Raw genomic sequence first — 11,365 nt, 5'->3', positions numbered from 1 at the left:
TTAGGTATGACGGAGATACCTCCTTTGGCTTCAATATATTCTCTTAATGCGTCACTATCGTAGCCTTTGTCACCTACGAAAATGTTTACTTCCCTTAAATGGTCAACCAGACTTTGAGCCCGAGCTATATCATTTCTCTGGCCTTCTGATAGTTCAAAATAAATTGGAAGCCCACCACTATCCACGGCTAAATGGATTTTTGTGGAGTTACCACCTCGGCTTTTTCCAATGCACTCATTATCCTTAGTACCTGCTCCGGCACTATGCTGATGAGCTTTGACAATCGAACCATCAGCAAAGACCCAGTCGTAATCAGATAGTTTGGCTAACTCATTGAATAACATGTTCAATAAACCTTTCTTCGACCATAAATTGAATCGGCGATAAACGGCGCTCCAACCGCCGAATTCTGTTGGTAAATCACGCCAAGGAATTCCTGTTCTCAGCCGGAAGAGTATCCCTTCAAACGTCATTCTATGTTCTGGTTTATTGTAAATGCGGCCTGTACTCTTCATTACTTGAAGTAGCTTTTGCCACCGCTTATCAGTTAGCATTAGTCTCGGCATGGTAGTGAGTTGTTCTTTTACTTTTGGCGAAGCAAATTATAACTCTTTACCATGCTGCTCAAAAACCAATCACGAAAGATCAACACGCCTTAGTAAGTAAACTCAATCAAATATGGGATGAGGCAAAAGTCAATTCGCCCCTAAATCAAAAAAGTGCGGTCTGCGTTTCAACTATAGATTCTGCTGGCTTTCCTCAATCGCGCTTCGTGGACCTCAAGGAAATCGGTCCGTCTGGTTTTACTTTTTGCACGTCGTACAACTCAGAAAAAGGAAACCATCTCTCAAATAATCCAAAAATTTCCTTGCTCGCTGGGTGGGATCACATTGGTTATCAGATTCGTGTTATTGGAAGTGCCGTTCGTATCTCCAGCGAACTAGCAGACAATTTTTTGGCTTACTCGCTCCAAAGAAGCGCAAGTTGCAACCACTTGTTTTAAACAAAGCGAAATCTGGGATTCAGAAATCTCAATGGAAAATCACTTCTCGTCTGCGCTAACTGCTACAGAAGAATCCATTTCGCGCCCTAGCTATTGGGGCGGGTATTCGGTTGCGCCTCATGCAATAGAAGTACTTAAATTTAAAACCAACCGTGTGCATACCAGAGAGCAATATTTGTGGGAGGAGAAATCGTGGAAAATGCGGTTGTTACAGCCTTAGTCAAATGGCATAACAAGGCGCTTAACACGTTCCCTTCGGTCTCTGGGACAGTAACGCAGCGGCGCCTCGCGATTATCGCCCACGTATTTGTGCCCCAAAGCTAAGCGATACGCAATTGGTCAGAATAAATTTTTAACATCGCGATAAAAGTTTTCATGAGAGCCAAGTGCTATCAATTCAAGTATTACAGTGCCATCCTCGTAGCTGTAACCAAGTAAAGTTAACTGCTTGACCATCTTGAATTTGTACACGCGAAGAAAGGCTAGGTCGCCTTTTTTCTGGACACCTAGAAGAGGATCGGCCATTAGTTCCTTAACGGCTTTGTCCAAGTCTTTTTTCTGATTCTGATGTAACTTCTTTACTGCTCTCTTAAAATTAGCTGTCTGTAAAACACTGGTAATCTTAGCCAAAATCGTAAGGCTCCAATTTCCCAGCCTCTTTTTCAGCTTTGGAAATAATTGCCTGCTTGACGAATTCGTAAGGCAAATCAGGGTTATCTTCCATCATTTCACCTATCTTTGCCCAATGCTCAATCTGTTTTGGCATAGTTCGGTTTAGTGCTTTGCCCATAATTGTAGCTTTCTCAACTAGATCTTGGTCTAGTCTTACGCTCGCGGTTGCCATAATATTTCTCCTAATGGTTCGTCATGACATTGTAGCAATGCGCTACAGGTGTAGCAAATTGCGTATAGTAAACGCATTAACACTCGCTGTGCTCGCTAGGGGCACAAACACGCAGGCGGCTTCGCCATTGTAGCCTGCCTGCAGGTGCCCAATGCCAAAAAGTGAAGAGCTAAGGAAGCTTACAAATGGATGTTATTTACGGCAAAATTACCCATGTCGGTAATTTCATTGAAGATGGTGAAGTTGTTGATATCGTATCCATTTTACCGTTGGACGAAGATTTTAACGGCGACGGTGCTTATTCGGTTGGCCAACCCGAGTTTAGCGTACTGCGTGAAGATTTCTGGTTAAATGATGTCGTTAAACCTGAGGCTCTGGTTCAGATAAAATCAGTCACAGTGCGTCCAACAGGAGAGCTGGATGAACATTCTGTGTATATAGAAACTCAGGTAGGCGTAAGCTAATGTGCCAAACATTGAACTGTTTGGGCCTCAGGGTTTCAACCTGCAGAACCACTTTGCCGTTATCGGGTACGCCGTTATGGTAAAGTTTTTATTAAGGTGAACTAGCGTAATGAAAGGGAAGTTCTTAGCCGTCGTTTTTCTATTGTTTGGTTGCCAGTGGTCCGCGCTTGCATCCGCGAAAACCACGCAGCTATCCTTATCTTAACTGGAACAAACCGTTAACCGGCTCTATTATGGAGTACGAGGCTTGGAAAATAGTGGTTACTTCGGTGCTACTGACTAAAGGATTTATGCATGATGCGATATTTACTGGTAATTGTGCCCATTATCATGGGGTGTGTGGAACTCTCATCTCGCGAATCGACGGGCATGGGGTGGCTCCTGATAGGTATTGGGGTATTCTTTTTGCTGGCCCGGTTCACAGGCCTGTTTACCCAGGCCCAGGCGGATAACGCCAACTTTGATTGGTTTAGCGGTTTCGTTTTTTTGTTTTTCGCTGTTATGGCTTTTAAAGAATACTCTATGGGCTATCAGCAAAACGATTTGCTGCGCGGCATTGGGTTCACGTTGTTTGGTTTAAGCACCGTGGATGTGATGGTGGCGAGAGTACTGGCAAAAGCAAACTTAACCTCACTCCAGGCCGTAAAGAGAGTCATTAGTAGCAGGTTTCAAACTGCGTTGAGATTTACCGGTCTGGGCTTTTGTGGGGCGTCCTTAGTCGTTGCCTTAAGCTGATGTTAGGAAATCAGTACGAATACCAGGAGAAGTTATATGACTAAGCAGCATAAAGCCATGAACACCCAATCCGAGGACCTCCATGAACTCGTTAAAATGCAAACTGAGTTCGCTTTAATTGAGTCAATGCTGCGGTCCAAAACGCTGAGTGCCATGGTGCTGGTGGGCGTCGTGTTATTTGAGGCGTTCGGCTATTTTCTTTACCGCATGGCAGGCGCTTAGGCTCATTTAGTGGTTGAGTCACTTTACCTTTCAACAATCTTGATAGACACTTCCACGCAATGTTATCTTTATAATAGTGAATGGCTTCACAAGAAATGGCTTAATTAATAAGGATATTTATGAAAACACTTTCACTTCTTTTATTCTCTCTTGTCTTGTTAGGATGTTCATCCACATCAGATATGTACCTGAGCCAAACGCCGGTAGAAGTCACCAACGAAACCATCAGTGATTATTGGGTGCAAACGAATAATAAATTCAGGTTTAAATTACCGATCCAACGCGCCATAGGCAAAAACGAAGATGGCCATGTAACATTGCGGTTTTTAATTGACTCAAATGGTAATACGTTTAATCCGGAAATCATTGAATCTGCCCCCGAAGGCATGTGGGATTATGCCGGGGTTAAAGCGTTGTCAAAGCAAAACTTTGTGCCAGCTGAAACTAATAGCTCAAATGCGCCGGTTTATTTTACGCAGACTATCTACTTTAAGGGTTAAACCCGCGAGGCGTTTCTCGGCTGACTGCAATCGTGCTGGCGAGTTGCTCTTCTTGCCAGTACCAGCCGCTTTCGATTATTAATTTGATGGAGTTGCGCGAAGCGGCCACCTAGCAATCAGGTTGTCGTGAATGTTCAGCGCATTGAAGCGATGGATTGCGTGCCTTTCTTACTGGAGCGATTAGCTTTGTTACCTGAGGAAATCATATGAACGTTGTGAAAGTCAGTCAGCAGGATTATCCGGCCTTAATTACTTTATGGGAAGCGTCCGTACGGGCGACTCACCATTTTTTACCCGAACCGCATATTGCACAACTCAAACCATTGATCCTCGAACATTATTTTGATGCTGTGGTGCTCGGTGCGGTAAAACAAGGCAATGAGGTGGCCGGCTTTATTGGCGTGGCAGAAGGAAATATCGAAATGCTCTTTGTCCATCCCGACTTTTTCGGCAAGGGAATAGGACGTGCATTAACACTGTATGCCATACAACACCTGGGTGCCATCAAAGTGGATGTAAACGAACAAAATCCGCAGGCCATTGGCTTTTACGAAAAGATGGGATTTAAGCCAACAGGTCGCTCGGCTTTGGATGGGCAGGGTAACCCGTTTCCGCTTATTCATATGGCTATTGAGGCGGCTCAATAGTTAAGCGTTTTAATTATGGCTCGTGTATTCTGGATCATTCCTATCATTTTGATTGTCAGATCAAATCGCCATTATTTAATTTGCCGTTTTGGCTCAGGAAAATGTCGTGGTTGTGCCGATACACAATAAGCTTATTAATACCGCTGCCCGGGAAGTATTAAAACCCATAAATATGGTGCGCAAAGGGCAGTCAAGACTATGGCTGGATGACAACGGCTGGTGGGTGGCTATTGCTGAATTTCAGCCTTCACAGTGGTCTAAAGGCACCTACCTGAACGTGACCGTGAGCTGGCAGTGGTACCCCAGGGCGGATTATGCTTATGATCTTGCAAACCGGGAAAGTGCCTTTGTAGAGTTTGAGAGTGAAGAGACTTTTTTGCTGCAGGCCAGATCGCTGGCGGAGCAGGCAAAGCAACGCGTGCTTTACTATCGCGACGTGCTTTCAAGCCCTCAACGGGCCCAACAGTTTGTGTTAGCCAATACCGCGGGCGGTAGCCAACACATCTGGGCAGCACTGAACAAAGGCATGATTTGCCTGTACGCAAGAGACTTCATTCAGGCCCGGCATTTTTTTGCTGAAGCGCTGGCTTGTGATGACGAGAGAGCGTGGGCAGTACAAGCCAAAACGTTTATACAGCAACTGGTGAGTCTGCCACCGGCAGAGCAACTGTTGTTTGTGAAACGGGCGGTTGCCCAGTCGCGGCAACTGAAAAAGCGGCCAGCCATAGATATAGCCTTTGGTGAAGCGCCGAAGTAGAGGCTAAAAATGATTAAGATGACAAGTAGATCAGGCCTGGCCATATTAATAACGGTATTGTGCAGTGTGTCAGGGCAGTTAAATGCCTGTTCGCTAGTGCCGCTGCTAGAAGCCTTTGAAGCGAGCCATACTGAGGCTTTAGCCCCGGTAACGCCCAATTTTAAGGTGGCTGGGATTGAGCGAGGCAGTGACGATGGTAATTATGGCTCCTGTTCTGATTTTGGGTTTATTACTTTTAAACTGTCGGGCAGTTATCCGCGCAAGGGTATATTTTTGAGCGGGTAAGGGGAGAGTTTGAAGACCGACTGTTTGAGCCGGTAGCGGTGATACCGTCGAAGTTTATTGATGATAAAGCCTTATTTACCTTCGTGTGGCTGGATGGCAGTAGCAGTGAGCAAGAGCCCATTAGTTTCACGGTCAGCATTGTTGCGGTAAATGGGGCTGGTGAACGCAGCGAACCTCAGTACCTTGATGTCAGGCATCCCGGTATTGCAGCGCCCTGGTGGAAGTTTTGGTAGCAAGCCAGCATAAATATATTATATGTTTAATGAAATCAGGTACAAAAAGGGAGTTTTGATGCGATTTAACATAGCAAAAGCAGTGGCGCTATTTGCAACGCGGCGATGAGTGGCTGTGTAGTGCTGCCTGAAGATTCAGCTGATACAAGCCAGTGTTATCTCTCCAGTAACCAAAAATACCTTAAGGTAGTCGATTTAACTGATGGCGACACCAGTTTTTACGACTGGCAGGGAAAGATAATTGGCGTCATCACCATGCCAACAAGTGCGGTTATCTCGGCCAGCTATGTGGCGGTTAACAATGTGTTTAACTTCGGCGAAAAGCTGATTAAATGCAATGGCGACGGTGAAAGTTCAAAAATAAATAACCAGCAAAGTGCCGGGCTTTAGCGGCACAGGTTTGGGCTGTTTTAAGCAACAGCCTGGCGTGTCAAGGAAGAACACATATGGAACATCGCGTATTAACCCGCTCAAAACATGGCCTTGTCTCGGGTACTCTGAGAGGAATGGCCAATTACTACCACTTAAACCTCAATGGCTTGCAACTGGTGTTTTTGATTGCGGCAATTTTTGGTTTCGGATTCGTTATTTACCTGGTGCTGTGGATGAGTATTCCTGCTTACTCAAAACGGGAAAAGCTTTTGCGTGAAGCTCAAGCCAGGTACCAGAAAGCAGAAAACGGCTATTCACCACATTTACCAGACGATTAAGACGGGAACCTAGATATGGCGGTTTTGATTTTTCTGTCGGCCGGGTTTGTCATTGTTGTGTTGTCTCTTTTAGTTAAATATACACGTGAAATGCGCGATCTGTTGCGCGAGTACAGACTTGAAATTAAAGAGCTTAATGCCAATGTTAAGACTTTAAAGCGTCGACTTAATGAGATAACAGCAGCGCGGTCTGAAACCGGTTGCAACGAATAAAGAGCAGATTATGAAAAGTGTATATCGGTATTTACTGATTGTTGCGTTACTGATTGGTGCGCTGTCGGCGTATAGCTACGGAAGTCAAACCGGTGTGTTTTTATTTGTCGTATTGGGATTTGTACTGGAAGCTGGTTTTTGGTTTGGATTATTTCCCATCAAACGGCGAAACCAGCGCTGATTGCCTGGCTAATGTAACAAACAGCACCACGTGAAGGATTAACCACTATCATGCGCTTAACACAATGGATGTATATCCTGGTGTTGTTGCTGCCAGCCATTTTAAGGTTAGCGGAAAAACTGCTCAGTCAAACCGGTGGAATTGCCAGTCGATACGGTCCGCTTATGGCAATGGGGCTGCTGGCAATCGGCTACATTGTGGCCGCCCGTCGCTCGCCGGTGGTCAATCGGGTTTTCTGGCGGTGCAGCTTTTGGTTATTGAGTGCCTTGCTTAGCCTGACTGGTGTATATGGATTCATCCTGTTGGCTTTTGCCAGCAATATTACCGCTGGCGCCGTTTTATTGTTAACTGCGGTTATAGCGATACCAGCGCTTTCTTCGCTTTACCGTTACTCAAGTGTATCAAACACTATCTGGGACAATAACCTATAGGGCCTGTAAGGCGATTTGATACCTCTAACAACAAGGATTGTTGTAATGAAAAATACTGGTTACACCTATCAGATAAAGCGTAGTGGAAGCAACTTTTGTCAGCTGGAAAATAAGGGGCTGGTGTCTTATCAGGTTTTTTTAAGTGAGCTGGACGCCCATCTCTGGCCGCCACAAACCGGTGATAAGCTGGCCGGTAATGAGTTTACCCTTGCCGTAAAACACCTTAGCACTCACGCCGAACTCTTTGTGTCTGTGGTGGGCAGTCGGGAGGATTTTGCCTATATGGTGGGCATGGTCAACGCGCCGGCGAGCTTAAACCAGCGAGCGTTAAACGGCGGCTCCTTAAGGCGGGTACAGGTTTACCTTGCCGAACAGCACAATGAAGTACGCCGTCTATTTTCGCTATTTTTCGATGGTGAGTGGTCGTTACTGGATGAAGCACTCGGTGAACTCGCGCTGTTTCTTGAGCCACAGGAAGAAAGGGCAGAGGGTTCCCTTGATTAAGCCGTTAAGGAAATTATATGAAGTTATGGAATGATTTATCGCTCTTGCAACGAGTGGTGGTTGGCGTTGCTATTTTGCTGACAGCGATCGTACTGCCGGAAATTGCCTTTTTGGTACAGTTTGGCGGGATGGATATTGCGTTTGGCTTAATTTTAGTGGGCTTAACACCTGCAATTAACGGGCTGAAACTTCTGTACAAAAAAGTTAGAAATGCGCTCTGGTTCGCAGTGCTCTTGTTACAGCAAAGTGCCTCAGCCAAACCGCCGGTTTTTGCCGTGCAGGCCGCTTTTTGTGTTGTTGCACTCGGTTTTACCGGCTCGCTGATGTTCGGCCTGAGCTTTTTTATGCCCGCGATGCTCTTTAACGCCGCGCTCATGTAATCGGCCTCTTGCATGCAGTGACAACTTGAATGAAATTAAGCGCAATCACGTGCACTGTTGTTTGTCAGGCAGGGAACTTAATGGCAAAGGTAAAGTCTGATTTTCGTGAGCGTCATCGTAAAAAGGACTTTGCCCGTGTCACTCCTTATTTTTCTGCCTACCCAGTGCATTTCTTCTGTAAAGGCCATTAGCCCGACGGCTGTTTTTTCCGGGCTTTTTCAATCTGCACTTAACCGGGCGCAGCGTGTTGACTGAACTGGTTTTGCTTCACGAGTGGCTGGGCAGTACCACGCCGGAGTTGATGCTGGCCTTGTTTGTTGAGCCACTGATGCAATTTATTGGTGGTGTAGCGCTCATCGCGATAGCTTTGTATCACTATCAGCAAACTCGAAACCGCGGGGCATTACTGATCGTGATTGCCTTGTTCAGTTCGGTTGTCAGCTCAGTGACCATTGAGATTGGGGCGGCATTCATAGAGGGTGCCGGCTATGAACAGGTTGCTCTGTTATTACTGGTAGTGGATGGCCTTTTGTTGGTCACTTTTATTCTAGGGTTCTACCTTATTTGTCGAAACCAGCGCACAACTGCAGAGTCCGTTAGTCAGGCCTCCCGCAAATCGACGTAAATTTATTGATGTCTGCTTACAATATCCTGATTGCACCTCTTGCCGTAAGTGATAGGCTGCCTGAATAGTAAATTACTGAAAAGACAACGGTTACCAATATGATCACACTGCGCGCGTTTGCGCCGGCAGATGTTCCTGAACTGGTGAAGCTGCTTAACGATGAAGCTGTTACACGCTTCTTATCAACCAAAATCCCTCAGCCTTACACACAGGACGATGCAACCTGGTGGGTTGAGGAAGGCAGTCTGCTGGCGATGAACCGGGCCATTGAATTCAACGGAAAGCTGGCGGGATGCATCGGCGTGAATCGTGGTGAATTTGAATATGTCCGCAGTGGTGAACTGGGGTACTGGTTAGGGGGCGGGTTCTGGCAACGGGGTATAGCCTCTGCTGCTGTACGGCAGATGATTACGCAGGTGTTTGAGGATACCGATATCGAGCGTTTGTTTGCTACGGTTTTTTCTGGAAACCAGGCCTCTATGGCGCTGTTACGCAAGGTGGGCTTTGCTGAAGAAGCAGTATTACAACGCGCCATCTTTAAAAACGGCCAATTTCATAACAGTCATATTTTCAGTCTGCTTAAACAGGCTTAAGTGAGTACGTTCGGTTGGTTAATAACTGTACAGAATGGCTGGGATTGCTTACTCTTAAGGTTTGAGTATGTCAGGTGAACCACAGGAAGGTGTATGAAACAGTCTGAACTTAAGCTGGTGCAGTCGGCGTTAAAATCGAAAGGCTATTACAGTGGCGGAGTAGATGGTTTATCCGGCCCGAAAACCCGTGCCGCAGTGCATCAGTTTCTTAGCGATAATAGCGGGCAACTAAGCGCAGAGCACTGGACCGACTGGAACAACGCGCGCAAACGGGTGGCAGCTTTGCAGTTACTGGCGCTGCACAATCAGCTTGACGTGGGGCCGGTAGATGGATTGCACGGCCCGCAAACTGAATCGGCAGCCACGTTACTGCAGCAGTTATTAACGCAGGGGGCTATTGCTCGTCAATTCAGCGACATTACGCCAGTCAGGGAAAACCCTCATCAGTTTCCACTGGAAAATGAGGCAGAGCTGAATGCCTTTTATGGCCAACCCGGCAGTATCGAACTGGTGCGCGTAGAATGCCCCTGGCTGTTGAGGCTGGACTGGGATCTCTCTACCACCACCCGGATGATTGCTATCCATGAAAAACTCAGTGATAGCCTCGTAAAAGTACTTGATGAGGTGTACCAACATTACGGCGATGCCGGCATCCAGCAACATGGGCTCAACCGCTATGGCGGCAGTTACAACCATCGTAAGAAGCGCGGCAGTGCTACCGCATGGTCTACTCACGCCTGGGGGATAGCTATCGACTGGTTTCCTTCACAGAATAAACTGAGCTGGCGCAGCGATCGCGCCAGCCTTGCCGATCCGGCACTGGATTTCTGGTGGCAAAGCTGGGAGCGTGAGGGATGGTTAAGTCTGGGGCGCAGCGAAGACAGAGACTGGATGCACGTGCAGGCGGCTAAGCGATAGCTGGCCTGTAGCGGTTTGGCGAAATTCTCCGGCGGATGAGTTGCTAAGCAGTGCCCCGGATATGATTAACTTTAACCTAATGCTAACTCACAGATAAAAACTTATGAACACATCACAACGGCAAGCCATAATAGATACCAGCTGGGACATACATAGCCAGGTTGAAAGCGCTTATTTTGAGCACCCGGCAGGGAAAGGGGATGACGCCTGGCATGACAAGCAACGTTTACTGCTGGCTGATATGGCGCTACATCTGCTGCAAACGGCAATAAAGCCCGGCGACTTGCCTCTGGATAAACTGCAAAACAACTTACATGCTATTTTAACCATCAGCGATCAGTTTTTACCGCAGGCAGGTTTAAAACACGCGACGGACACGCTTTATACCTCTGGCGACGGTGATCACAAAAGTTGATCTGGTCGCCTTGGCACGCTTTGTCGCCAGATAGCTGGCACACCAGAGTAATAACTTTTGCCGAGCGTTTATGGCAGGTAAATTGTTGGTGATCATGTTTAAACCTACCTTTTAAATCAGAGCTGCTTATGACAAACAATGCAATGGGTGCGTGTGTGCTCTCATCCGAACAAATCAGCGAAGCCGTAAAGCGCGTAGCTGATCAACTCAATGGCCTGTTTGAGCGGGCAGTGGTGATTGTAGTGGTTCCGGGCGGGATATTTTTTAGTGCCGATCTGCTGCGGCAACTCAATTTTGATGTGTTGATGGAAACTATTTCTTGTCCGCATACCCCCGGAGAGCGAAATAACGCATCGCCTATTATGTTTCATCCCAATGTGCCGCTTGCCGGCGAGGATGTTATTCTGGTGGATGACGCCATTGAATCCGGTGGAACCATGAAACGCCTGGTGGCGCATATCCGTTCTCACCATGCGGTGAAATCCATCAGTGTGGCGACCTTATTTGTAAAGCCGGGCCGGGTGGCTGTTGATGCTCAGGAATATTACGGCCTGGCTTTGCAAAGTGATGAACTGTTGGTAGGCTACGGTTTACCCTGGAAGAACAAAAGTCGCAACCTTCCTTATATCGCCAGGCTGGAAAATATAGCAGAGTAAATTTGTAACGTATTGAAAAGTAAGTACTGTCATAGTGGTGTCACCCTGT

At 46.8% G+C, this 11,365-nt stretch carries 25 protein-coding genes; 22 read left to right on the top strand and 3 right to left on the bottom strand.

Features of this window, described 5'->3' with window-relative positions; translation table 11 throughout:
• A partial coding sequence (locus C6Y40_RS18695) for an IS5 family transposase (protein ID WP_105934963.1) occupies nucleotides 1–566 on the bottom strand: 566 nt, incomplete at its 3' end.
• A gap of 23 nt (nucleotides 567–589) precedes the next feature.
• On the opposite strand from C6Y40_RS18695, the gene C6Y40_RS25610 reads away from it, so the two are divergent.
• Together C6Y40_RS25610 and C6Y40_RS25605 are read left to right on the top strand one after the other, a co-directional pair.
• A complete protein-coding gene (locus C6Y40_RS25610; protein WP_105935918.1) occupies nucleotides 590–1,003 on the top strand; it encodes a pyridoxamine 5'-phosphate oxidase family protein in 414 nt (137 codons plus the stop codon).
• 31 nt (nucleotides 1,004–1,034) lie between these two features.
• Nucleotides 1,035–1,223 carry a pyridoxine 5'-phosphate oxidase C-terminal domain-containing protein gene (locus C6Y40_RS25605; protein WP_105935917.1) on the top strand — a complete coding sequence of 63 codons (189 nt, stop codon included), beginning with the start codon at nucleotides 1,035–1,037 and terminating at the stop codon, nucleotides 1,221–1,223.
• A gap of 119 nt (nucleotides 1,224–1,342) precedes the next feature.
• Here C6Y40_RS25605 and C6Y40_RS18680 read toward each other — a convergent pair whose 3' ends face one another.
• Together C6Y40_RS18680 and C6Y40_RS18675 are read right to left on the bottom strand one after the other, a co-directional pair.
• Complete coding sequence (locus tag C6Y40_RS18680) at nucleotides 1,343–1,633, bottom strand: type II toxin-antitoxin system RelE/ParE family toxin (RefSeq protein WP_105935916.1); 291 nt, start codon at nucleotides 1,631–1,633, stop codon at nucleotides 1,343–1,345.
• Nucleotides 1,626–1,847 carry a TA system antitoxin ParD family protein gene (locus C6Y40_RS18675; RefSeq protein ID WP_012518669.1) on the bottom strand — a complete coding sequence of 74 codons (222 nt, stop codon included), beginning with the start codon at nucleotides 1,845–1,847 and terminating at the stop codon, nucleotides 1,626–1,628. Before C6Y40_RS18675 ends, C6Y40_RS18680 begins: the two co-directional genes overlap by 8 nt.
• Nucleotides 1,848–2,032: 185 nt before the next feature.
• On the opposite strand from C6Y40_RS18675, the gene C6Y40_RS18670 reads away from it, so the two are divergent.
• From C6Y40_RS18670 to C6Y40_RS18580, 20 genes are all read left to right on the top strand, one after another.
• A complete protein-coding gene (locus tag C6Y40_RS18670) occupies nucleotides 2,033–2,311 on the top strand; it encodes a hypothetical protein (protein ID WP_105935915.1) in 279 nt (92 codons plus the stop codon).
• A 294-nt stretch (nucleotides 2,312–2,605) separates the two neighbouring features.
• Nucleotides 2,606–3,046 (top strand): hypothetical protein, encoded by a 441-nt coding sequence (locus tag C6Y40_RS18665; protein ID WP_105935914.1) that lies wholly within the window; start codon nucleotides 2,606–2,608, stop codon nucleotides 3,044–3,046.
• Between the two features lie 36 nt (nucleotides 3,047–3,082).
• A complete protein-coding gene (locus tag C6Y40_RS18660) occupies nucleotides 3,083–3,268 on the top strand; it encodes a hypothetical protein (protein WP_105935913.1) in 186 nt (61 codons plus the stop codon).
• 119 nt (nucleotides 3,269–3,387) lie between these two features.
• Nucleotides 3,388–3,768 (top strand): energy transducer TonB, encoded by a 381-nt coding sequence (locus C6Y40_RS18655; RefSeq protein WP_105935912.1) that lies wholly within the window; start codon nucleotides 3,388–3,390, stop codon nucleotides 3,766–3,768.
• Nucleotides 3,769–3,974: 206 nt separating this feature from the next.
• The gene (locus C6Y40_RS18650) at nucleotides 3,975–4,415 is read left to right on the top strand and encodes a GNAT family N-acetyltransferase (RefSeq protein WP_105935911.1); all 441 of its coding nucleotides are present in this window, start codon (nucleotides 3,975–3,977) and stop codon (nucleotides 4,413–4,415) included.
• Between the two features lie 106 nt (nucleotides 4,416–4,521).
• Nucleotides 4,522–5,172 carry a hypothetical protein gene (locus tag C6Y40_RS18645; protein ID WP_105935910.1) on the top strand — a complete coding sequence of 217 codons (651 nt, stop codon included), beginning with the start codon at nucleotides 4,522–4,524 and terminating at the stop codon, nucleotides 5,170–5,172.
• Nucleotides 5,173–5,190: 18 nt separating this feature from the next.
• Nucleotides 5,191–5,457 (top strand): hypothetical protein, encoded by a 267-nt coding sequence (locus tag C6Y40_RS18640; RefSeq protein WP_146129609.1) that lies wholly within the window; start codon nucleotides 5,191–5,193, stop codon nucleotides 5,455–5,457.
• 38 nt (nucleotides 5,458–5,495) lie between these two features.
• Nucleotides 5,496–5,690, top strand: a complete 195-nt coding sequence (locus C6Y40_RS18635; protein WP_105935908.1) for a hypothetical protein — start codon at nucleotides 5,496–5,498, stop codon at nucleotides 5,688–5,690.
• A gap of 105 nt (nucleotides 5,691–5,795) precedes the next feature.
• Nucleotides 5,796–6,080, top strand: a complete 285-nt coding sequence (locus tag C6Y40_RS18630) for a hypothetical protein (RefSeq protein ID WP_105935907.1) — start codon at nucleotides 5,796–5,798, stop codon at nucleotides 6,078–6,080.
• Between the two features lie 56 nt (nucleotides 6,081–6,136).
• Entirely contained in the window at nucleotides 6,137–6,400 is a 264-nt protein-coding gene (locus C6Y40_RS18625) for a PspC domain-containing protein (RefSeq protein WP_105935906.1), read from the top strand.
• A gap of 15 nt (nucleotides 6,401–6,415) precedes the next feature.
• On the top strand, nucleotides 6,416–6,613 hold the full coding sequence (locus tag C6Y40_RS18620; protein ID WP_105935905.1) for a hypothetical protein: 198 nt from the start codon (nucleotides 6,416–6,418) through the stop codon (nucleotides 6,611–6,613).
• A gap of 10 nt (nucleotides 6,614–6,623) precedes the next feature.
• Nucleotides 6,624–6,794: a hypothetical protein gene (locus C6Y40_RS24835; RefSeq protein ID WP_170308534.1), complete on the top strand. Its 171-nt coding sequence runs from the start codon at nucleotides 6,624–6,626 to the stop codon at nucleotides 6,792–6,794.
• A 50-nt stretch (nucleotides 6,795–6,844) separates the two neighbouring features.
• Nucleotides 6,845–7,225 (top strand): hypothetical protein, encoded by a 381-nt coding sequence (locus tag C6Y40_RS18615; protein WP_146129608.1) that lies wholly within the window; start codon nucleotides 6,845–6,847, stop codon nucleotides 7,223–7,225.
• A 45-nt stretch (nucleotides 7,226–7,270) separates the two neighbouring features.
• Nucleotides 7,271–7,729 carry a hypothetical protein gene (locus C6Y40_RS18610; RefSeq protein WP_105935903.1) on the top strand — a complete coding sequence of 153 codons (459 nt, stop codon included), beginning with the start codon at nucleotides 7,271–7,273 and terminating at the stop codon, nucleotides 7,727–7,729.
• A 17-nt stretch (nucleotides 7,730–7,746) separates the two neighbouring features.
• Nucleotides 7,747–8,109, top strand: a complete 363-nt coding sequence (locus tag C6Y40_RS18605; protein ID WP_105935902.1) for a hypothetical protein — start codon at nucleotides 7,747–7,749, stop codon at nucleotides 8,107–8,109.
• 247 nt (nucleotides 8,110–8,356) lie between these two features.
• On the top strand, nucleotides 8,357–8,734 hold the full coding sequence (locus C6Y40_RS18600; RefSeq protein WP_146129607.1) for a hypothetical protein: 378 nt from the start codon (nucleotides 8,357–8,359) through the stop codon (nucleotides 8,732–8,734).
• A gap of 98 nt (nucleotides 8,735–8,832) precedes the next feature.
• The gene (locus C6Y40_RS18595) at nucleotides 8,833–9,327 is read left to right on the top strand and encodes a GNAT family N-acetyltransferase (protein WP_105935900.1); all 495 of its coding nucleotides are present in this window, start codon (nucleotides 8,833–8,835) and stop codon (nucleotides 9,325–9,327) included.
• Between the two features lie 93 nt (nucleotides 9,328–9,420).
• Nucleotides 9,421–10,245 (top strand): peptidoglycan-binding protein, encoded by an 825-nt coding sequence (locus C6Y40_RS18590; RefSeq protein ID WP_105935899.1) that lies wholly within the window; start codon nucleotides 9,421–9,423, stop codon nucleotides 10,243–10,245.
• A 103-nt stretch (nucleotides 10,246–10,348) separates the two neighbouring features.
• Nucleotides 10,349–10,660, top strand: a complete 312-nt coding sequence (locus tag C6Y40_RS18585; protein WP_105935898.1) for a hypothetical protein — start codon at nucleotides 10,349–10,351, stop codon at nucleotides 10,658–10,660.
• Between the two features lie 128 nt (nucleotides 10,661–10,788).
• Nucleotides 10,789–11,316 (top strand): phosphoribosyltransferase, encoded by a 528-nt coding sequence (locus tag C6Y40_RS18580; RefSeq protein ID WP_105935897.1) that lies wholly within the window; start codon nucleotides 10,789–10,791, stop codon nucleotides 11,314–11,316.
• Nucleotides 11,317–11,365 lie beyond the last annotated feature (49 nt).

It is taken from the genome of Marisediminitalea alba (assembly GCF_002993365.1).
GTDB classification, from domain to species: domain Bacteria; phylum Pseudomonadota; class Gammaproteobacteria; order Enterobacterales; family Alteromonadaceae; genus Alteromonas; species Alteromonas alba.
This window is presented reverse-complemented; position numbering and strand designations above follow the sequence as displayed.

Bases quoted from the DNA above. Each gene is read 5' to 3' on its own strand.
- C6Y40_RS18590 (WP_105935899.1), top strand. From the start codon at position 9,421: ATGAAACAGTCTGAACTTAAGCTGGTGCAGTCGGCGTTAAAATCGAAA.
- C6Y40_RS18650 (WP_105935911.1), top strand. From the start codon at position 3,975: ATGAACGTTGTGAAAGTCAGTCAGCAGGATTATCCGGCCTTAATTACT.
- C6Y40_RS18655 (WP_105935912.1), top strand. From the start codon at position 3,388: ATGAAAACACTTTCACTTCTTTTATTCTCTCTTGTCTTGTTAGGATGT.
- C6Y40_RS18580 (WP_105935897.1), top strand. From the start codon at position 10,789: ATGACAAACAATGCAATGGGTGCGTGTGTGCTCTCATCCGAACAAATC.
- C6Y40_RS18615 (WP_146129608.1), top strand. From the start codon at position 6,845: ATGCGCTTAACACAATGGATGTATATCCTGGTGTTGTTGCTGCCAGCC.
- C6Y40_RS18595 (WP_105935900.1), top strand. From the start codon at position 8,833: ATGATCACACTGCGCGCGTTTGCGCCGGCAGATGTTCCTGAACTGGTG.
- C6Y40_RS25605 (WP_105935917.1), top strand. From the start codon at position 1,035: ATGGAAAATCACTTCTCGTCTGCGCTAACTGCTACAGAAGAATCCATT.
- C6Y40_RS18610 (WP_105935903.1), top strand. From the start codon at position 7,271: ATGAAAAATACTGGTTACACCTATCAGATAAAGCGTAGTGGAAGCAAC.
- C6Y40_RS18585 (WP_105935898.1), top strand. From the start codon at position 10,349: ATGAACACATCACAACGGCAAGCCATAATAGATACCAGCTGGGACATA.
- C6Y40_RS18670 (WP_105935915.1), top strand. From the start codon at position 2,033: ATGGATGTTATTTACGGCAAAATTACCCATGTCGGTAATTTCATTGAA.
- C6Y40_RS18630 (WP_105935907.1), top strand. From the start codon at position 5,796: ATGAGTGGCTGTGTAGTGCTGCCTGAAGATTCAGCTGATACAAGCCAG.
- C6Y40_RS18625 (WP_105935906.1), top strand. From the start codon at position 6,137: ATGGAACATCGCGTATTAACCCGCTCAAAACATGGCCTTGTCTCGGGT.
- C6Y40_RS18605 (WP_105935902.1), top strand. From the start codon at position 7,747: ATGAAGTTATGGAATGATTTATCGCTCTTGCAACGAGTGGTGGTTGGC.
- C6Y40_RS18665 (WP_105935914.1), top strand. From the start codon at position 2,606: ATGATGCGATATTTACTGGTAATTGTGCCCATTATCATGGGGTGTGTG.
- C6Y40_RS18620 (WP_105935905.1), top strand. From the start codon at position 6,416: ATGGCGGTTTTGATTTTTCTGTCGGCCGGGTTTGTCATTGTTGTGTTG.
- C6Y40_RS24835 (WP_170308534.1), top strand. From the start codon at position 6,624: ATGAAAAGTGTATATCGGTATTTACTGATTGTTGCGTTACTGATTGGT.
- C6Y40_RS18675 (WP_012518669.1), bottom strand. From the start codon at position 1,847: ATGGCAACCGCGAGCGTAAGACTAGACCAAGATCTAGTTGAGAAAGCT.
- C6Y40_RS18660 (WP_105935913.1), top strand. From the start codon at position 3,083: ATGACTAAGCAGCATAAAGCCATGAACACCCAATCCGAGGACCTCCAT.
- C6Y40_RS18640 (WP_146129609.1), top strand. From the start codon at position 5,191: ATGACAAGTAGATCAGGCCTGGCCATATTAATAACGGTATTGTGCAGT.